This window comes from Sporosarcina siberiensis, assembly GCF_042681925.1.
In the GTDB taxonomy this organism is placed as follows: Bacteria; Bacillota; Bacilli; order Bacillales_A; family Planococcaceae; genus Sporosarcina; species Sporosarcina siberiensis.
Genome location: NZ_JBHUGI010000024.1, coordinates 109473 through 127793 on the forward strand (window position 1 = coordinate 109473; position 18321 = coordinate 127793).

Consider the following 18321-nt stretch of genomic DNA (forward strand, 5'->3'; position numbering starts at 1 on the left):
AATTATAGGGACCCCGTAAACATAACCGCATTTGTAAAATAGAAATGTTCAGGAGACAGTGAGGCACTAAATTTGAATAAAATGAGATATGTCTTACAGTTAAAGAGAATGATTGACTAGGAGGGAATTTCAATTACAACGATACAACAATTACGACTTGCGCGTATGCATTTGATTGGCCGTATGAAGCGAGTTGAAGATAGCAAGTGGGATGTTCAACCAAGTGGATTTAATAACAACATCCGATGGCATGCCGGTCATATTTTTGTGACAATGGAAACACTGATTCACCAAAGTATAAATTCGTACGAACCAAAGCACCCTAATTGGATTCCGCTGTTTGTGGATGGAACAAGTCCTGAAGAGTGGGGCGAGGATGTTCCTTCAAATGAAGAACTTATGACTAATTTAAGAGAACAGCTTGAGTGGGTAATTCCGTTTTTAGAAGGAAAACAAGATCTAAAGATGTCTGAGCCACTAATTATAGGTGAAAATATAATGACCATCGACGATATACAAGGAATTATTCAATTTATTGCATGGCATGAAGGAGTTCATGCAGGTGTTATTGATGCATTAAGTAAAGTATCCTAACGAAAACGGCTAACCTTTGCAAAAGGTTAGCCGTTTTATTTTTTACTTCTTAACTATATATAGTTAGTTTTCCGATTATAGACAAAAGGTCTAGTTGCTTCTTAATTGCATTTCAATATATGAATCTTCTGCAATTATATTTGAGAATGTTTATGCTTCACTTACGATGTATTAAGTGTAAGGGCCTTTACAATACAAAAGGGAGTGCACAAATGAAAATTACTAGCGAGAACTTTATTAAGCGTTTTAAGAAAGGAAAGAACGATGCATTTGAATATGTGATTGATGAATTTATCGGAATTGTGAAAGCAGTTATTTTTAACGCACTTAATTCCTATAAAGATCCACAACTTATTGAAGAGTGTATAAATGATACATTCCTAGGCGCATGGGAGAATAAGAGTCAATTTAATGGGAACCAAGAAGATTTCAGGAAATGGATTTGCGTGATTGCTAAATATAAAGCGATCGATAAACAAAGGAAGCAATCCAAATCTCATATCGCTACTGAACTTGAGGAGATGCCGCTAGACACAGCGCAATCGGCAGAAGCTATATTCTTAACAAAAGAATCATCACGTGATTTATTGAAAATGATGGGACAGCTGGAGAACATAGACCGTGATGTTTTCACTATGAAGTATTTTTTAGAAATGAAAAATGGTGACATCGCCATCCATCTTGGCTTAACAAAAGCTGCTGTTGATAACCGACTTTACAGGGGAAAAAAGAGGTTACGAAAAATTCAATTAGGGGGTAATTACGTATGAAAAAGTTATATAAACAATTCAACAATTTAAAAGTGGATGAAAATATTCAAGCAATGCCAGTTAGCGAGTCCGAAATAGAGCGCGTAAAAAAGACTGTAATGAAACATAAGAACAAGGGAAGTGCGTTTCGAAATGTATCCGCGGCGGCAATACTATTTATCGCATCATCAATTACTTTGGGCGTTGCTTATCCAGCATTCGCTTCACAGATTCCTTTTATCGGGAATATTTTCTTGTTGTTTGATGATGAGAGTGAACAGTTTAAAGACTACGAAGTATTTTCATCCGGTTTAGATATAACGGAAGAAAGCAACGGCATTAGCATAACACTAGCAAACGCTGTGTATGACGGAGAAGCAGTCACCATCTCGTATATGATAGAAAGTGAAGCTGATTTAGGTGAATTTCCTACGCTTCCTGGAAGTTTCGTGATAGAAGGATACGATGGATTTCAGTCTGAGAGATCGTTGATTGAAAAAGTCGGGGATCATCGGTATGCGGGTGTGTCTGTTGGGAATTTGGTGGAAGGAGATAACCTAGAATCCATCAATGTCAGTTGGAAACCAGAATCCATACACATTGATAAAGAAATTTCAGATCAATCTATAACTGGAGAATGGCCATTCCAATTCACGCTTAATGCAATTGACAATGAAGTAGAAGCGGTTGACATAAAGACGGAAGAAAAAGGGATAACTCTTAATGTATCAAAAATGACGCAAACATCCATTTCAACAGTGTTCTACTATACACATAAAGCAGATTCATCAATACAAGAGAAGTGGGAACATGTACTGTTGAATATGACTGTTATGGATAACTTTGGGAATGAATATAAAGTAATCGATGATGTCGGATACGGTGAGAGCGCATATTCCATGGATTGGAAATTCACGACTTCAGCCATTCCAGAAGAAGTGACGTCTATCACATTGATACCCGAAATATCTGTATTCAATGACCCGGATTTAGACTTGAAAACATTTACAATCAAACCAATCGAAATCCCGTTCTAAACAACAGAAAGCTCCCAGCATGGATTATTCTGGGAGCTTTCTGTCATTTTAAAGTTTAATGAAATTGTTATGTCTGAACTTGTTTCTATTAAAGGCGATGATCCGTATAGTTATTTTTTGCAACCAATTCTTTTAGATCGTTTATTGTCTCTATTGGACAGTCTTTCTCATATGCAATAATTGAATCGAGTAGTTGGGCAGTCGTGCGAGCTCCAACAAGTGCGGATGCGACTGTTTTATTGCCCAAAACAAAAGCGATTGCTGCAGCATGTAAATCGTTTGTTTTTCTCTCTAAAGCTTGAATGGTACTTTCTAAATCCTCTGCATTATACGAAACAAATCCATTAGAATTTTGAACTCTTGATAAGCCATCAGACGTTAAGAAACCTTTCGCGATTGTTCCTCTTGTAATAACAGACGCAGCTGCCTCGTGAATCATCGGGAACCATTCTTCAGGTCTAGGGTCGAGAAGGCTGTATTGCATCATTACCGAAACTGCAGCGCCGCTTTCAAGGAAACGTTTAATAACGTTCGGTCGTATTGAAGAGATCCCGTATTGACGAATAAGTCCTTCTTTTTTAAGGCTCTCAAGTGCATCTATTGTTTCATCAACATTGTCTTCCATTGTACCTCCGTGAAGTTGATATAAATCAATGTAATCTGTACCGAGTCGGCGCAAGCTTTCTTTGGCAGCATCCATAATGTGGTTCTTTGAAGGATCCCATGTCCAACCGTCACCAGTGGAATTCATCTTATTTCCAGCTTTTGTGGCGAGAATAATTTCATCTCTACGTCCTTTAAGAGAATAGCCAACTAATTCTTCATTTTTGCCGTTGTCGTATAAATCTGCTGTATCAAAGAAATTAATGCCCGCATGTATGGCGGCGTCAATAATATTTTTAGATTCTGTAGTGTCATGCGGAAGAGACATTGTACCAAGTCCGATTTCTGAAACAAATAGACCGCTTTTACCCAGCTCTCTTTTCTTCATAAAAACATCCCTCCTATACACTTCATGTTACAATGTATGGAAAAATAAAACCAATCAGAGGAGTCGGATAAAGTGGATACATATGAAGAAAAAACACTTACAAGTACCGAAATCTATAAAGGTAAAATTATTTCATTACGAATTGAAGAGGTTGAATTACCAAATGGCAAAACTGCACAACGTGAGTTAATTAAACATCCAGGTGCTGTGGCTATATTAGCAATTACATCAGATGAAAAGATTGTTTTAGTTGAACAGTTTAGGAAGGCATTGGATCGGTCCCTAGTCGAAATTCCTGCCGGTAAAATTGAGCCAGGTGAAGACCCGAAGACGACAGCGATACGTGAATTGGAAGAAGAAACAGGGTATAGTGCATCTGAATTCACTTATATTCAATCGTTTGCGACATCACCCGGTTTTGCGGATGAAATCATTCATTTATATTTAGCAAGGGGACTTAAGAAAGTCGAGAACCCAGCAGCAGGTGATGACGATGAGTTCATAAACCTATTAGAATCGACGATAGTTGAGGCTGAGGAAATGATGACTTCTACGAAAATATATGATGCGAAAACTGCTTTTGCAATTCTTTATGCAAAAAAACTTCTACCAAATTGAGCTAAATTACAGCGGACAAGCATACTCTATATAAACTAAGCGGAGGTGCAGTTATGGTCCGTTCTTTATCATTCATACATCTATTTGTTATTCTTGCTGTAAGTTACATCGGTGGTGCTATCTTATTTCGAGAAATACCTATTTCTACAATGGAAAAATTAATTACTTTTTTCGATCCGAGAGTTGTCTATGGCCATCAGGTTGGATTCGTAAGACCTGTCGCAATGACGGTATTATTTTTTGTTATTGCTTTTATTTTGTCTAACATTAAACAAGCTCGATTTGCTATTCTCTTTTTGGGGGCTTTGAAATCCGTTCTTTTTGGGCTTTCTTCCGCCTTTTTACTTGGGTCGGGTATGAAAATTCTCGATTATTCGATTTGGTGGTTCCCATTTCAATTTGTTATATGCTTTTTATTTCTGGCATTTTGCGCGATTCTTAATCCACCCTTTTTCTTAGGTAGGAATCGTTGGAAGAAGCAAAGCACTAACGCTTTACCGGTAATAATAATCACGTCTGTATTTGTATTGATTCTAGAAATTGTAATATTTTATATTCTATTAAAATAATAAACCTTTACGTTATTATTAAATTTGCTCCCTTTATGTTGTAATAGCGAAAGTCCATTTGTTATAATGGATACAGTTTGAGGGGGGCGTCTTATGGAAAGCCGGATCGATCGAATAAAGAAACAATTGCACGGGGCCAGCTACAAGTTGACGCCTCAGCGCGAAGCGACGGTTTTGGTCCTCCTTGAGCACGAGGACGATCACCTAAGTGCGGAAGATGTCTTTTTGCTTGTCAAAGAGAAAGCACCGGAAATCGGGCTTGCTACCGTATACCGTACGCTTGAATTGTTAACTGATTTGAAAATTGTTGATAAAATTAACTTTGGCGATGGTGTTTCGAGATTTGATTTACGTCAAGAAGGTGCGAAACACTTCCATCATCACCTCATTTGTATAGAGTGTGGGATAGTTGATGAAATTAAAGAAGACCTTCTTGGTGAGGTTGAGAAAATTGTAGAAAACCGCTGGGAATTTCAAATTAAAGACCATTGGTTAACATTTCACGGTGTCTGTAAAAGATGTCAATCAAGTGAAGACGAATGATACTGAGAAAATGGGGATGGCCTAATGCTATCCCCATTTGTCGTTAAAGAGGAAGTTCCAATTTTGCAAAAGGGGGTATCTATATGAAAGATGCAACATTTGCTCTAGAAGATTATATACATTTCTTGAAAGTGGAACGACAATTAGCGGATAATACAATAATTTCATACCGACGAGATTTAGAAAGTTATATTGACTTCATTAAATTCTCTGGTTTTGAAACGATGGATGCTGTCGGTAGACAAGATATTCTCTCCTATTTACATAAGTTGAGTGAAGAAGGGAAATCGGCACGAACCTCATCCCGACATATTTCCTCGCTGCGTTCTTTTCATCAGTTTCTTCTTAGGGAAAAAGTGACGAATGGAGATCCAACAGTACATTTAGAACTTCCCAAAATTGATCAAAAATTACCTAGGGTGTTATCGATGCAAGAAGTAGAGCAGATTATTAATGCACCGGACAAAAGTAAGCCCCAAGGAATTCGAGATAATGCGCTTCTGGAAATATTGTATGGGACTGGAATGCGTGTAAGTGAACTGATTGGACTTAGTATGGATGATATCCACTTATCAATGGGGTTCGTTCGTGTCTTTGGTAAGGGTGGTAAAGAAAGAATCATTCCACTTGGTAACCAGGCAATTACAGCTTGTACCCGCTACATTGAAGAAGCTAGACCAAAATTTATTGCGAAACAAAGAGGTGTAGATGCACTTTTTGTTAATATGAGAGGCAATCGACTAACGAGACAAGGGTGTTGGAAATTGCTGAAGGGTCATGCACTTTCCGCGGGTCTAAAAAAAGAACTAACACCACATATATTGCGTCACTCTTTCGCAACTCATTTAATAGAAAATGGTGCAGATCTTCGTGCAGTTCAAGAAATGCTCGGCCATGCAGACATTTCTACAACGCAAATATATACACATGTAAGTCGTACTCACTTAAAAGAAGTATATGTAAAGTTTCACCCGCGAGCTTAGAAGAGAATAGGAGGAAATTACATTGAGTAAAGAATTATTTAAAAGAATTCATTTGGTTGTGTTAGATTCTGTTGGTATAGGTGAATCGCCGGATGCGCATATCTTTGGTGATGAAGGTGCAGATACATTAGGTCATATTGCAAAAGCAATGCAAGGTCTTAATATGCCGAATATGGCGAAACTAGGACTTTCAAATATACGTGAACTGGAAGGGATTCCGGTCGAAGCCGACCCCATTGGTTATTACGGGAAAATGCAGGAAGCATCTGTTGGGAAAGATACTATGACGGGTCATTGGGAAATGATGGGGCTCAAAATTGATAAACCATTTAAAGTTTATCCGAATGGTTTTCCTATAGAGCTGATTACGCAACTAGAAGAACGAATTGGTCGCAAAGTTATTGGAAATAAAGTTGCTAGTGGGACTGCAATAATAGAAGAACTTGGTGAAGAACATATGCGTACAGGTTCAATTATCGTTTACACATCTGCTGACCCAGTGTTACAAATTGCCGCCCATGAAAGCATTATTCCAATAGAAGAACAATATAAAATTTGTGAAATTGCTCGTGAATTAACATTAAAACCGGAGTTCCTAGTCGGTCGTGTTATCGCAAGACCATTTATTGGTGAACCAGGTTCATTTACACGAACAACGAACCGTCACGATTATGCACTTAAACCTTTTAGTCGAACTGTTATGAATGAGCTTTCAGATTCAGGTTTAGACGTGATTGCCATTGGTAAAATTGACGATATTTTCAATGGTGAAGGAGTAACCGAGTCCGTCCGAACGGTAAGTAATATGGATGGAGTCGATAAATTACTTGGCGTAATGGGCAAAGATTTTAAAGGGTTGAGTTTTACAAATCTTGTGGACTTTGATGCATTATTTGGTCATAGAAGAGACCCAATCGGATACGGAAAAGCACTTGAAGAGTTTGATGAAAGATTAGTCGAACTCATGGAGGCAATGTTGGATGATGATTTATTAATTCTTACAGCCGATCACGGGAATGATCCCGTTCATCCTGGAACTGATCATACTCGTGAATATGTACCTCTACTTGCATATTCACCATCTTTTAAAAGTGGTGGCGAAATGCCACAAAACGATACATTTTCAGATATAGGGGCAACTATTGCTGAAAATTTCAATGTGAAATCACCTGAATACGGTAAAAGTTTCCTTCCACTATTAAAAGAAAAGGTGTGATGTACATGTTAAGAATGGTAGATGTGATTGAGAAAAAGAGAAATGGTGAAATACTAACGCAAGAGGAAATTCGTTTTTTTGTTGAAGGCTATACAAATGGGACTATTCCAGATTATCAAGCAAGTGCTTTTCTAATGGCAATTTATTTTCAAGGTATGAATGCTGAAGAACAAGGTAATCTAACACTTTCTATGGTGGAATCTGGAGATAGAATAGACCTTTCTGCTATTGCAGGGATTAAAGTAGATAAGCATTCAACTGGTGGGGTTGGTGACACGACTACAATCATTCTAGGCCCGTTGGTTGCAGCATGTGGTGTTCCGGTAGCTAAAATGAGTGGACGAGGGCTTGGACATACTGGCGGTACTTTAGACAAGTTAGAGGCAATTGAGGGGTTTCACATTGAATTAACGAACGAAGAATTTATAAAACAAGTAAACGACTTGAAATTAGCAGTTATCGGTCAAAGTGGAAATCTTACACCTGCGGATAAAAAATTGTATTCTTTACGTGATGTCACCGCAACGGTCGATAGCATCCCTCTTATTGCAAGTTCAATAATGAGTAAAAAGATTGCTGCTGGTGCGAATGCAATTGTACTTGATGTGAAAACGGGAAATGGTGCATTTATGAAAACAGAAGAAGATTCGATTGCACTGGCTCACTCAATGGTTGCAATCGGTCAAAATGTTGGAGTAAATACGATGGCAATCATATCAGATATGAGTCAACCACTGGGATATGCAATTGGAAATTCACTTGAAGTGATTGAAGCGATTCAAACACTCAAAGGAGAAGGTCCAAAGGATTTAACGGAACTTTGTCTAGTTCTAGGTAGTCAAATGGTACTTGTTGGTGGAAAAGCAAAAACACTTGAAGAAGCACGTGGGCAATTGGAGAAGGTTATAGCCGATGGATCTGCACTTGAAATACTCGGACAATTTATTGAAGCGCAAGGGGGAAACCCTGCGATTATTCACGATACATCGTTACTTCCACAGGCGGCTTTTAAAACTGAAGTGAAAGCAACAGCTACAGGTTACATCACTAAGATGGAAGCAGATGATATTGGCATCGCAGCAATGTTGCTTGGTGCCGGTCGTGCAACTAAAGAAGATGCAATCGATTTAGCTGTAGGCATCGTACTTGAGAAGAAGATTGGCGATGCTGTTGAAATTGGTGAAACGATTGCCGTAATACATTCGAATATAGAGGATATTACACAATCTAAGGCGATTTTACAGAAACATATTTTTATTGAGGAAAAGCATGTTGAACCACCGCGACTGATTGGTAAAATAATTACAAATTGAAGATTAGAAATTAGAGGCTACTCATTTACTTGAGTAGCCTCTTTTTTGTGTGCTCAAAATTGGTATGATTCAACGAATCTCAGAAATACTTACCAAATACATGTGTAAATCAGCCATAAGAAGTACATACTTTCAACAGAAAGGGGCAATGTCGAAAAATAGGAAGTTTCAAATAACTATGACTAGTTCTGTCAGGCAAAAGGTTTAACCCTCATGAATGTTGAATGAATCGCATGAAGGAGGGGTTTCAGCATGGCTGATATCAATATTACAGACAATGGGATTTTAGTAGCAACACTACGCGGAGAACTTGACAATCATGAGGCGAATCGAATCCGTGCTCATATTTCTTCAACCATCTTTACTGGACAAGTTCGTGCGGTTATTTGGGATTTAGAAGGTCTTGGGTTTATGGACAGTGCAGGAATAGGTCTAATTCTTGGGAGAATGAGGGATTTAGCACCAATGGGTGGAGAAACACTTATCTTAAATCCGACTGCAACAATGGAGAAAATATTTAGCTTTTCAGGACTTGGGCAGAATATTAGACATTGTACGGTCGAAACAGCGATTGGGGAAATTGGAGGGGTAGCACATGGACAATGAAATGACGTTATCATTTGTCGCGATTGAGGAAAATGAAGCACTCGCAAGAATAGCGATGACATGTTTTATAACACCACTCGATCCAACACTTGAAGAAATTTCGGAATTTAAAACCATTGTATCCGAAGCCGTTACAAATGCAATCATACACGGTTATAACATCGATGGAAGAAGTCTTGTGACAATCCACGCGACGATTGACGAGCAAAAGGTGACGATGACTGTAAGTGACGAAGGTGAAGGAATTGAGGACATAGAACGCGCTATGGAACCGATGTTTACGACAAGGCCCTATATGGAGCGTTCAGGCATGGGATTTACAATAATGGAGAGTTTTTCAGATAATTTAAAAGTTGAATCAAGAATCGGAAAAGGAACGGTTGTCAAATTTGAGAAGACGTTTTCCCCTGTTACGGAAACGAGCAGAATGAGGTGAACTATGGACACATCCGTTGAAAAGCCGCATGCCTTACTGTCACAAGAGAAGATGAGGGAATTAATCAAGATATCGCAAGAAGGCGACAAAGAAGCAAGACGCATGATGGTAGAAGGCAATACAAGACTTGTATGGTCTATTGTTCAACGTTTTGCTTCACGAGGTGCTGATCCAGAAGACTTGTTTCAAATCGGCTGCATCGGTCTTATGAAATCTATTGATAAATTTGATTTATCTTACGAGGTAAAGTTTTCTACCTATGCAGTACCGATGATTGTTGGTGAGATTCAGCGATTCCTTAGGGATGATGGGATGGTCAAAGTGAGTAGATCCATTCGTGAACTGAGCTTTAAAATTCGACATGCCACAGATGATTATATAAAGAAAAGTGGGAAATCACCAACACTTTCTGAAATAGCAGAGATTCTTGAAGTGTCTTTGGATGACGTCATTCTGGCATCAGATGCACTGCGTGACCCCGCGTCACTTCATGAGCAACTATATGAAAACGAAGGGGATAGTTTAACCCTTATGGATCAGCTTAGAGATGATAGATCTGAAAGGGTTTTCGATCATATACCGCTTAGAGATGTCATTTCGAAATTAAACAAAAGAGATCAAACAATAATCTATATGCGATATTACTTAGATTGCACACAAAGTGATATTGCAGAACGGATAGGAATTTCACAAGTACAAGTATCGCGATTAGAAAAGAAAATTCTTGCTCAGTTGAAATCCTGGATGGGTGTCACTGCTGAGGAAAGTATGGTCAAAACTAGAACGGAGTAGAACGATGGAAAAACATTTCCAATCAGCAAGAGAAGCAGAAGAGTGGTTTTTTGGGCTTTTTGATAAAGAACAGACATTTGACGCTACAGCTCGAAAGTTACATCTTTGGGATATGCCCGCATTACTTTTATATATGAATGGTCTAGTTGATGGAAATGTCTTAACAAACCTTTTCACTGAAATGCAATGGAACCAAGTGGACGAACCGGTTGCGGAAGATAGCATCGAAAAGTTTCTTAGCTATTTTCCGTATCATGCGGTAAGTCCCGCAAGAGATTTAGATGAGTTATTAACGTCGATTTTAAGTGGACAGGCAGCTTTTGTAACACCTGAGGGTTTTGCGTTTATAATTGACGTTCGGTCTTATCCAGGTAGGCAACCGGAAGAGCCTGATACCGAAAAAGTTGTTCGTGGAGCACGTGATGGTTTTACAGAAAACATCCTCCAAAATACAGCTCTTATAAGAAGGCGTATTCGAACTGAGAAATTAAGAATGGAAATTCATAAAACATCCGTGTTTGGTAAAACAGATATTGTACTCTCATTTATTGAGGGGGCAGCCAGTCCTAAACACCTGAGCTTTATTCGAGATAGACTGGATTCAATTCAAACTGACGGGCTTACAATGACGGATAAGCAATTAGAGGAATATTTATTCAAGCAAGGCTTTCATCCGATGCCCTTTGTTCGGTACACTGAAAGACCAGATATTTGTGCAGCGCATCTTCTTGAAGGTCATATTGCAATCATAGTGGATACATCTCCATCAGTAATACTTGTTCCTACAACCTTATTCCACCATTTACAACATGCTGAGGAATATAGGCAAGCTCCACTAATCGGAACAACTGTTCGCTTTATACGTTTGGTAGGATTTTTGGCGAGTTTATTTCTTCTTCCTTTTTGGTATTTACTGGCGACGCAACCTAAATACTTACCTGATATACTAAGTTTTATAGGCCCGAAAGATGTGGGAGAGATCCCTCTTTTTGTCCAGTTATTCACAGCTGATGTTGGAATTGAAGTGTTGCGAATGGCGGCTATACACACACCAACGCCAATGGCTACTGCTATGGGTTTGGTTGCCGCAATCGTTATTGGGCAAGTAGCAATTGATGTGGGATTATTTGCCGGTGAAGTAATTCTATACGTTGCAGTTAGTGCAGTTCTAACTTTTGCGATTCCCTCATTTGAACTTGGGATAACTACAAAGGTGTTTAGGATAAGTATCCTAATTGCTACAGCATTATTTGGTGCTCCAGGATTTTTTATATCAGTTGTACTATTGTTTTATTATTTATGTGCATTAAAACCAATGAATGTGCCGTATTTGTGGCCGTTAGTTCCTTTCTTTCCAAAGGCCCTAATGCATGTCGTTATAAGGTTTCCTATGACTACTGATGCGCCGCGACCATACGTTACGGATTCACCAGAAAGAAAACGAATATAACAGATCATTGCATCCTCACATCCCACTATGATAAAATTTTAGATAGTTAAACTTGGGAGGAGTATGCTTAATGCATCTGTATGGAACACAATCAATTAATGAAAATGGTCATTTGACAATTGGCGGAGTCGATACTGCCGACATTGCTAGTGAATATGGAACACCAGTCATCGTTTATGATATTGCATTATTCCGCGCACGAGCAAATGCTTTTAAAGAAACCTTTCGCAAAGCGGGTATTCGTGCTCAAGTAGCTTATGCGAGTAAAGCATTCTCATCAATTGCTATCTACGAAATTGCTAAAGAAGAAGGACTTTCACTTGATGTGGTATCTGGTGGAGAATTATATACAGCAACAAAGGCGGGCTATCCTAGAGAACGCATTCATTTTCACGGGAATAATAAAAGCTATGAAGAATTAGAGTTTGCATTTGAAGAAAGTATAGGCTGTATTGTAATTGATAATTTTTCCGAGATTGATCTAATTAAAGAAATTTCGGAGAAGCGTAAACAAAAAATGGACGTACTTATTCGTGTGACCCCCGGCGTGGAGGCACATACGCATAGTTATATTACGACAGGGCAAGAGGACTCTAAATTTGGATTTGACTTAAAAAATGGTCAGACAGATGAAGCTTTTTTAAAGTTATACCAACATCCTTATATTAATGTTTTAGGAATGCACTGTCATATTGGCTCGCAGATCTTTGAAACAGAATCTTTTCGTTTCGCTGCAGAAGCCCTTATGACAAAGATGATTACTTGGCAAAAAGAGTATGATTTCATATGCACTGTATTGAATTTAGGAGGAGGCTTCGGTATACGTTATACTGAAGAAGACAAGCCTTTGGAACCTTCTGCATACGTCAAAGAAATGGCAACGATTGTTTCGTCAATGACAGATAAATACAACTATCCGATTCCAGAAATATGGATTGAACCCGGTAGATCTCTAGTAGGAGATGCAGGTACGACACTCTACACATACGGCAGTTCAAAAATAGTTCCGGGGGTTCGTACATATATTGCTGTTGACGGTGGAATGTCTGACAATATTAGACCTGCACTTTATGGAGCAAAATATACTGCGGTTACAGCAAATCGAATGAATGAACCGCACTCGACAAAGGTGACAATTGCAGGAAAATGCTGCGAATCTGGAGATAAATTAATAGAGGAAGCATTTCTAGCAACACCTGTTGAAGGCGATCTTATTGCAACTTTTTGTACAGGCGCATATAGCTATTCAATGGCGAGCAATTACAATCGACTTCCGAAGCCAGCTGTAGTATTCGTAGAAAATGGTAAGCACCAACTTGCTATTAGAAGAGAAACGTATGATGATATCATTAGACTCGACATTCCACTCTCTAACGTGGAAAGTGGGGAAGTACTTTGAGAAAACGAAATATAATATTATTAGTTTCTATTCTCCTTGCTAGTTGCATATGGGGTGCTGTATATTGGTACTTTATTGCTCCAATTATCGATCCGAGGTAACTTCCCATTAATTGAAAAACTGCGACATTCCTATTCGATTGACGAGAGATTTTCAAAAAAAGAAGGAGTTCAATATTATGTTGTTACGGTATAAAAAGACATATGAAAAAATTGCCATGGGTTTGCTTTCATTTATGCCGAGTGAAAAAGGTGTGAAAAGACTACAAGAAACGATTCACACGTATGAATCGGAAGCAGATTGGCAGTTATACTTATATAAAAAAGAAGATGACTTTATTGGATTAGTTGGTATTATTATGGATGAAAATGACTATATCTTAAATCATATCACCGTGAATCCATCTTTTCGTGGCGAAGGAATCGGTAAAGAAATGGTTACAAAGTTAAAGGCAATGTTTCCAACCAAAGAATGTAAGAGTACGGAAGATACGGATTTATTTTTACAGAAATGCACACAAGAAGAAGGAGCAGATTAATACTCTCTGTCCTTCTTTTTTTTATCACGTATTAGTAGTATATCTGTCCGGTCACGGAGCATATGTTTATGAATAACGTCATCGCTTCCTATTGGAAGAAGATCCATTATGAGTTTCATATCGCTTACAAGTAATTCAAGTTCTTTTGAAATAATATTAATTTGAAACGTTTGATAAGTTAAGTTGTTTTCCAAGCGATGAAGCATGTTTTTGATATCTTTACATAACAGATTGAAATCGATTCCTTCTGTATATTCAGGAGCGTCTTCAGTCATTGTTGTCATTTTTGAATACGCTTTGAGAAGTGTGCGTTGTGCACCAATCTTGTTATCTCTTCGGAAGTGATAAAGTCCGGTGGACAGTAAAATATATGCAGTCAATGGATGGTTCTTTGTTCGATTAGGAATAGATTTCCAGAATTCTTCTAATACTTCATGGCATTCAAAGTAATCTTGATTCTCATTAAAATAAACAATGAATTTAAGAAATAATGGGTTGTGAAGTGGTTTCATACAATCAGTCCTTTCAAAAATTGAAGAGCGATAGGCAGGTGGCAAATAATGTTATACAAAGTGAGACTCGAGGCGTTCGAAGGGCCTCTAGATCTTTTGCTCCATTTAATAAATAGGCTTGAAATTGATATTTATGATATCCCGATGTCTGAGTTAACGCAGCAGTACATAGAACATCTTCACGCAATGCGTGTGCTGCAACTCGATGAATTAAGTGAGTACCTCGTGCTTGCAGCGACTCTAATAGAAATTAAAAGTAAAATGTTATTACCCATTCATGAAGGAGAAGATTTTGGCGACGATGTAGATTTCGGATTAGAAGACGACCCCAGGGATGAACTTGTTGCACGCTTAATCGAATATCGAAAGTACAAAGAGGCGGCAATTGTGTTACAAGAATCTGCTCAGGAACGAGCCGAACATTTCAATAAAAACACTGAAGATCTTAGTCAATTCGGAGAAATTGTTGCTGTTTCAAATGAAGCCGATTTGAATGTATTTGACTTAATTGGAGCTTTTCAAAAGATGTTGGATCGAAAACGATTAAAAGCACCTGTCACAGCTAGTATAACGAAGATGGAGCAGTCTGTGGGAGATAAGATGGATGAAATTATGGAGCGCCTTGAAAGAAGTGGGGGAAGCTGTGATTTTTACTCCCTTTATGAAGATGGGGATATGTCTGAACTTGTCGTTACTTTTCTATCTTTACTTGAACTTATGATGCGTAAGGATGTAACGGTAGAACAAGGTTACAATTTTGATCGGCTCATTGTTTCTTTCCGAAAGGAGGAGGTTGTCCATGGAAAATCGTGATCGTGTAATTGGAATGCTTGAAAGTTTTTTATTTATAGCTGGAAATGAAGGTTTAACAGTTTCGCAATTGAAAGCCTTAACAGATTTAGAGGAGTCAGAAATTCTTTTATATCTTGAAACACTATTATCGAACTATGAACAAAGGATGGATAGCGGTATTACGTTGAAGTTGTTCAGTGGGGCTTATCAACTTGTTACAAAGGCTGAATACGCGAATGACATTAAACGTTTGTTAGAAAATCCTGCGCCTCAATCAATCACAAAAGCATCACTTGAGGTTCTTGCAATCATAGCTTATAAACAACCCGTTACACGAGTTGAAATCGATGATTTACGAGGTGTAAAGTCAGATGGTCCTATTCACACATTAATTTCAAGAGGATTTATCATGGAAAATGGACGTTCAGAAGGGACTGGAAGGGCTATATTGTATGGTACTACAGATGTCTTTCTGGATCGTTTTGGATTAAGTTCACTTGAATCATTACCGCCGCTCATGTTGGAACAGGATAATGTTCAAGAAGACACGGACTTATTTATGACACAATTTCAAGAAGTATTTGGAGAAAAAGAGTAAGGAGGAAAGCATTCTTGAAACGGACACTGTTTATCGTCCTATTTATGTCGTTATTTCTTTTTATCGGTAGTGCTGATGCGTCAGCAAGACAAGCATGGGCTGTTATTGATGCGGAAACAGGTAGATTACTAATGGGGTCCAATGAAAATGTACGATTACCCATTGCGAGTTTGACGAAAATTTGGACTGCTTTAACGGTCATTGAGAGTCGTTCTTTATTAAGTGAAGTGATAATATCTCCCGAAGCTGCTTCTGCTGAAGGATCCTCAATTTATTTGCAACAAAATCAAGTGGAAAATGTAGACGGCTTACTTTATGGTCTAATGCTTCGCTCCGGTAATGATGCTGCGCACGCACTTGCCGAACATACTGGAGGCTCGTTGGCAGGATTTGTGGATTTAATGAATACGAAAGCACTGTTTTATGGTCTTCAAGATACGGTGTTTACAAATCCATCTGGCTTACATGATGAAGAGCATATGTCAACAGCTTATGAAACCGCTCGAATGCTCTTTTTTGCAATGAAAAACGAAAAGTTTAAGAAAATTGCTGAGACAAAGAATTATAGTTATAAAATTGAAGACATCAGTTATAATTGGAGAAATAAACATCGACTTATACATTCGGAACCTACAGCAATTGCTGGGAAGACGGGTTTTACAAAAGCTGCTGGCCGTACTCTTGCGACATATTTTCAAAAGGACGATAAAAAGGTTATTGTTGTCACTTTGAACGATGGTAATGATTGGAATACACACAAGAACTTAGCCAATCAGGCATTTAAGTCTTATAAACTTGTAACTGTTGCAAAAAAAGGTACGTATTCAATTTTACCGGGAATAGATGGTGAGCTCGAAAGCCCAATTCGAATACTCTTGAAAAAAGGCGAAAAGAAGAACTTGTTCTCTGTTGTACGCATTCCAAGAGGAAAAAAAGCATTAAGTAATGGTGACTGGACAATTACTCTTAACAATGAAACACTAGTTACATCACCAATTTTGATTAAACAATAACTGAAAAGATAGCAGTTTAAGCTATGGAATAAATCAATACATTTCTTAGAATTTAATAAATATATGTCTAAAATGAGAAGACTGCCTTTCTATAGGACAGTCTTCTTTTAATTTCTCTTAAAGTATGCCATAATTTTTACAGCACATAGGACGGAGTGAAGTAATGGAAAGATTACAAAAGGTGATAGCACAAGCAGGTATTGCGTCTCGTAGAAAATCAGAAACACTAATTGTTGATGGAAAAGTAAAGGTGAACGGAGTTGTCGTTACTGAATTAGGAACGAAGGTCTCGAGTTCGGATAAAGTAGAAGTTGAAGGGGTTCAAATTTCAAAAGAGGAAAGTGTCTATTTTCTTCTCTATAAACCTCGTGGCATAATTTCAACAGCTCACGATGAAAAAGGTAGAAAAACAGTATTGGATTTGTTTCCACATATAGAAGAAAGAATTTTCCCGGTAGGACGTCTAGATTATGATACTTCAGGTGTAATAATTATGACAAATGATGGTGATTTCTCATATTTAATGACGCATCCAAAGTTTGAAATTCAAAAAAAATACATTGCTAAAGTAAAAGGTATCCCACAACGTGAAGATTTGAAGAAATTGGAACAGGGGATTCTTTTAGAGGATGGTATGACGGCACCTGCACATGTGAAGATGCGAACTGTTGATAAAAAATCGAATACCGCATTAATAGAGATTACAATTCATGAGGGTAGGAATCATCAAGTACGCAGAATGTTTGATGCCATTGGTTGCCCAGTAGAAAAACTTAAGAGAGAATCATTTGCAATACTAACGACTATCGGTCTAAATGCAGGCGAATCAAGAGAATTAACAAGACACGAAGTAAAACAATTACGTGTTCTTGCTGAAACGGGTAAAATTGGTTAATACTAAAAAAGACTATAGTTCACAGACCTTTCATTAATTACAAGAGTTTGTGTACATCTATTTGTTATACTAAGTTGTGGACTAGTGGGTTAGGGGGTTATGAGCATGACTCATTTGAGTGATAAAGAAAAACTTCGGGCATCAAAGAAAAAGAAACGTCTTATAATTAGGACGATCATATTATTCATACTTGTCTCGGCAGTCATTTTTGCAATCTTAACGAAAAAAGATGTGAAAATGTTGAAAGTTGGCGATCAAGCTCCTGACTTTGAGCTCGTTGATTTAGAGGGGAATAAACATAGGCTGTCTGATTATAGGGGCGAAGGTGTTTTCCTTAATTTCTGGGGAACTTGGTGTGCTCCGTGTAAGAGGGAGATGCCTGCTATGGAAAGAATGCATGCTGAATTTGAAGACAAAGGTGTCCACATTTTAGCAATAAATATTAAAGGCTCTGATTTACAAGTTGAAACCTTTAGAGATGATTATGGATTAACGTTTCCTATTGCTATTGATAAAGATGAAAGTGTGAAGGAAGCTTATACTATAAAGCCTTTACCTACTACATTTATTATCAATAAGGATGGGAAAATCGAAAAGATTATAATACGGGAAATGTCGGAAGCTGAAATTCGTGGCTATATGGAAAGCATTCAACCCGAGTAAGGAGCACATTTGAA

22 protein-coding genes are annotated in these 18321 nt (G+C 38.0%); 20 read left to right on the top strand and 2 right to left on the bottom strand.

Features of this window, described 5'->3' with window-relative positions; all coding sequences use genetic code 11:
* Window positions 1-141: 141 nt before the first annotated feature.
* The 3 genes from ACFSFY_RS08455 to ACFSFY_RS08465 all read left to right on the top strand — a co-directional run bounded on the left by ACFSFY_RS08455 (window position 142) and on the right by ACFSFY_RS08465 (window position 2380).
* On the top strand, window positions 142-594 hold the full coding sequence (locus tag ACFSFY_RS08455; RefSeq protein WP_381537535.1) for a DinB family protein: 453 nt from the start codon (window positions 142-144) through the stop codon (window positions 592-594).
* A 212-nt stretch (window positions 595-806) separates the two neighbouring features.
* Window positions 807-1364, top strand: a complete 558-nt coding sequence (locus tag ACFSFY_RS08460) for a sigma-70 family RNA polymerase sigma factor (RefSeq protein WP_381537131.1) — start codon at window positions 807-809, stop codon at window positions 1362-1364.
* The gene (locus tag ACFSFY_RS08465) at window positions 1361-2380 is read left to right on the top strand and encodes a DUF4179 domain-containing protein (RefSeq protein WP_381537133.1); all 1020 of its coding nucleotides are present in this window, start codon (window positions 1361-1363) and stop codon (window positions 2378-2380) included. Before ACFSFY_RS08460 ends, ACFSFY_RS08465 begins: the two co-directional genes overlap by 4 nt.
* A gap of 88 nt (window positions 2381-2468) precedes the next feature.
* Here ACFSFY_RS08465 and ACFSFY_RS08470 read toward each other — a convergent pair whose 3' ends face one another.
* Window positions 2469-3371: an aldo/keto reductase gene (locus tag ACFSFY_RS08470; protein ID WP_381537135.1), complete on the bottom strand. Its 903-nt coding sequence runs from the start codon at window positions 3369-3371 to the stop codon at window positions 2469-2471.
* A 72-nt stretch (window positions 3372-3443) separates the two neighbouring features.
* On the opposite strand from ACFSFY_RS08470, the gene ACFSFY_RS08475 reads away from it, so the two are divergent.
* The 12 genes from ACFSFY_RS08475 to ACFSFY_RS08530 all read left to right on the top strand — a co-directional run bounded on the left by ACFSFY_RS08475 (window position 3444) and on the right by ACFSFY_RS08530 (window position 13834).
* A complete protein-coding gene (locus tag ACFSFY_RS08475; protein ID WP_381537137.1) occupies window positions 3444-3989 on the top strand; it encodes an NUDIX hydrolase in 546 nt (181 codons plus the stop codon).
* Window positions 3990-4042: 53 nt separating this feature from the next.
* The gene (locus ACFSFY_RS08480; RefSeq protein ID WP_381537139.1) at window positions 4043-4558 is read left to right on the top strand and encodes a hypothetical protein; all 516 of its coding nucleotides are present in this window, start codon (window positions 4043-4045) and stop codon (window positions 4556-4558) included.
* A gap of 93 nt (window positions 4559-4651) precedes the next feature.
* Complete coding sequence (gene fur / locus ACFSFY_RS08485) at window positions 4652-5101, top strand: ferric iron uptake transcriptional regulator (protein WP_381537141.1); 450 nt, start codon at window positions 4652-4654, stop codon at window positions 5099-5101.
* Between the two features lie 83 nt (window positions 5102-5184).
* Window positions 5185-6084 carry a site-specific tyrosine recombinase XerD gene (gene xerD / locus ACFSFY_RS08490; protein ID WP_381537143.1) on the top strand — a complete coding sequence of 300 codons (900 nt, stop codon included), beginning with the start codon at window positions 5185-5187 and terminating at the stop codon, window positions 6082-6084.
* Between the two features lie 22 nt (window positions 6085-6106).
* Window positions 6107-7300 carry a phosphopentomutase gene (deoB, locus tag ACFSFY_RS08495; RefSeq protein WP_381537144.1) on the top strand — a complete coding sequence of 398 codons (1194 nt, stop codon included), beginning with the start codon at window positions 6107-6109 and terminating at the stop codon, window positions 7298-7300.
* A gap of 5 nt (window positions 7301-7305) precedes the next feature.
* Window positions 7306-8613 carry a pyrimidine-nucleoside phosphorylase gene (locus ACFSFY_RS08500; protein ID WP_381537146.1) on the top strand — a complete coding sequence of 436 codons (1308 nt, stop codon included), beginning with the start codon at window positions 7306-7308 and terminating at the stop codon, window positions 8611-8613.
* Window positions 8614-8865: 252 nt separating this feature from the next.
* Window positions 8866-9219, top strand: coding sequence for an STAS domain-containing protein (locus ACFSFY_RS08505; RefSeq protein WP_381537149.1), 354 nt, complete (start codon window positions 8866-8868; stop codon window positions 9217-9219).
* Window positions 9209-9655, top strand: coding sequence for an anti-sigma F factor (spoIIAB, locus tag ACFSFY_RS08510; RefSeq protein WP_381537151.1), 447 nt, complete (start codon window positions 9209-9211; stop codon window positions 9653-9655). The genes ACFSFY_RS08505 and spoIIAB overlap by 11 nt, the downstream gene beginning before the upstream one ends.
* A 3-nt stretch (window positions 9656-9658) precedes the next feature.
* Window positions 9659-10447, top strand: coding sequence for a SigF/SigG family RNA polymerase sporulation sigma factor (locus ACFSFY_RS08515; protein ID WP_381537153.1), 789 nt, complete (start codon window positions 9659-9661; stop codon window positions 10445-10447).
* A 4-nt stretch (window positions 10448-10451) separates the two neighbouring features.
* Window positions 10452-11897, top strand: a complete 1446-nt coding sequence (locus ACFSFY_RS08520) for a spore germination protein (protein WP_381537154.1) — start codon at window positions 10452-10454, stop codon at window positions 11895-11897.
* Window positions 11898-11967: 70 nt separating this feature from the next.
* The gene (gene lysA / locus ACFSFY_RS08525; RefSeq protein WP_381537156.1) at window positions 11968-13296 is read left to right on the top strand and encodes a diaminopimelate decarboxylase; all 1329 of its coding nucleotides are present in this window, start codon (window positions 11968-11970) and stop codon (window positions 13294-13296) included.
* 178 nt (window positions 13297-13474) lie between these two features.
* Window positions 13475-13834, top strand: coding sequence for a GNAT family N-acetyltransferase (locus tag ACFSFY_RS08530; protein WP_381537158.1), 360 nt, complete (start codon window positions 13475-13477; stop codon window positions 13832-13834).
* Here ACFSFY_RS08530 and ACFSFY_RS08535 read toward each other — a convergent pair.
* A complete protein-coding gene (locus tag ACFSFY_RS08535; RefSeq protein ID WP_381537160.1) occupies window positions 13831-14346 on the bottom strand; it encodes a DUF309 domain-containing protein in 516 nt (171 codons plus the stop codon). The genes ACFSFY_RS08530 and ACFSFY_RS08535 overlap by 4 nt on opposite strands.
* 48 nt (window positions 14347-14394) lie before the next feature.
* Between ACFSFY_RS08535 and ACFSFY_RS08540 the strand changes: the two genes are divergently transcribed.
* The 5 genes from ACFSFY_RS08540 (at window position 14395) to resA (ending at window position 18307) form a co-directional block, all read left to right on the top strand.
* Complete coding sequence (locus tag ACFSFY_RS08540; protein ID WP_381537162.1) at window positions 14395-15159, top strand: segregation/condensation protein A; 765 nt, start codon at window positions 14395-14397, stop codon at window positions 15157-15159.
* Window positions 15146-15736, top strand: a complete 591-nt coding sequence (gene scpB, locus ACFSFY_RS08545; RefSeq protein ID WP_381537163.1) for an SMC-Scp complex subunit ScpB — start codon at window positions 15146-15148, stop codon at window positions 15734-15736. Before ACFSFY_RS08540 ends, scpB begins: the two co-directional genes overlap by 14 nt.
* A 14-nt stretch (window positions 15737-15750) precedes the next feature.
* Window positions 15751-16749, top strand: coding sequence for a D-alanyl-D-alanine carboxypeptidase family protein (locus ACFSFY_RS08550; protein WP_381537165.1), 999 nt, complete (start codon window positions 15751-15753; stop codon window positions 16747-16749).
* Between the two features lie 163 nt (window positions 16750-16912).
* Entirely contained in the window at window positions 16913-17644 is a 732-nt protein-coding gene (locus ACFSFY_RS08555; RefSeq protein WP_381537167.1) for a pseudouridine synthase, read from the top strand.
* A 105-nt stretch (window positions 17645-17749) separates the two neighbouring features.
* On the top strand, window positions 17750-18307 hold the full coding sequence (resA, locus tag ACFSFY_RS08560; protein WP_381537169.1) for a thiol-disulfide oxidoreductase ResA: 558 nt from the start codon (window positions 17750-17752) through the stop codon (window positions 18305-18307).
* Window positions 18308-18321: the final 14 nt, after the last annotated feature.

Excerpts from the sequence above, each read along its gene's own strand:
- ACFSFY_RS08460 (WP_381537131.1), top strand. The coding sequence starts at position 807 with ATGAAAATTACTAGCGAGAACTTTATTAAGCGTTTTAAGAAAGGAAAG.
- ACFSFY_RS08465 (WP_381537133.1), top strand. The coding sequence starts at position 1,361 with ATGAAAAAGTTATATAAACAATTCAACAATTTAAAAGTGGATGAAAAT.
- ACFSFY_RS08470 (WP_381537135.1), bottom strand. The coding sequence starts at position 3,371 with ATGAAGAAAAGAGAGCTGGGTAAAAGCGGTCTATTTGTTTCAGAAATC.
- ACFSFY_RS08480 (WP_381537139.1), top strand. The coding sequence starts at position 4,043 with ATGGTCCGTTCTTTATCATTCATACATCTATTTGTTATTCTTGCTGTA.
- fur (WP_381537141.1), top strand. The coding sequence starts at position 4,652 with ATGGAAAGCCGGATCGATCGAATAAAGAAACAATTGCACGGGGCCAGC.
- xerD (WP_381537143.1), top strand. The coding sequence starts at position 5,185 with ATGAAAGATGCAACATTTGCTCTAGAAGATTATATACATTTCTTGAAA.
- ACFSFY_RS08500 (WP_381537146.1), top strand. The coding sequence starts at position 7,306 with ATGTTAAGAATGGTAGATGTGATTGAGAAAAAGAGAAATGGTGAAATA.
- ACFSFY_RS08505 (WP_381537149.1), top strand. The coding sequence starts at position 8,866 with ATGGCTGATATCAATATTACAGACAATGGGATTTTAGTAGCAACACTA.
- spoIIAB (WP_381537151.1), top strand. The coding sequence starts at position 9,209 with ATGGACAATGAAATGACGTTATCATTTGTCGCGATTGAGGAAAATGAA.
- ACFSFY_RS08515 (WP_381537153.1), top strand. The coding sequence starts at position 9,659 with ATGGACACATCCGTTGAAAAGCCGCATGCCTTACTGTCACAAGAGAAG.
- ACFSFY_RS08520 (WP_381537154.1), top strand. The coding sequence starts at position 10,452 with ATGGAAAAACATTTCCAATCAGCAAGAGAAGCAGAAGAGTGGTTTTTT.
- lysA (WP_381537156.1), top strand. The coding sequence starts at position 11,968 with ATGCATCTGTATGGAACACAATCAATTAATGAAAATGGTCATTTGACA.
- ACFSFY_RS08530 (WP_381537158.1), top strand. The coding sequence starts at position 13,475 with ATGTTGTTACGGTATAAAAAGACATATGAAAAAATTGCCATGGGTTTG.
- ACFSFY_RS08535 (WP_381537160.1), bottom strand. The coding sequence starts at position 14,346 with ATGAAACCACTTCACAACCCATTATTTCTTAAATTCATTGTTTATTTT.
- ACFSFY_RS08540 (WP_381537162.1), top strand. The coding sequence starts at position 14,395 with ATGTTATACAAAGTGAGACTCGAGGCGTTCGAAGGGCCTCTAGATCTT.
- scpB (WP_381537163.1), top strand. The coding sequence starts at position 15,146 with ATGGAAAATCGTGATCGTGTAATTGGAATGCTTGAAAGTTTTTTATTT.
- ACFSFY_RS08555 (WP_381537167.1), top strand. The coding sequence starts at position 16,913 with ATGGAAAGATTACAAAAGGTGATAGCACAAGCAGGTATTGCGTCTCGT.
- resA (WP_381537169.1), top strand. The coding sequence starts at position 17,750 with ATGACTCATTTGAGTGATAAAGAAAAACTTCGGGCATCAAAGAAAAAG.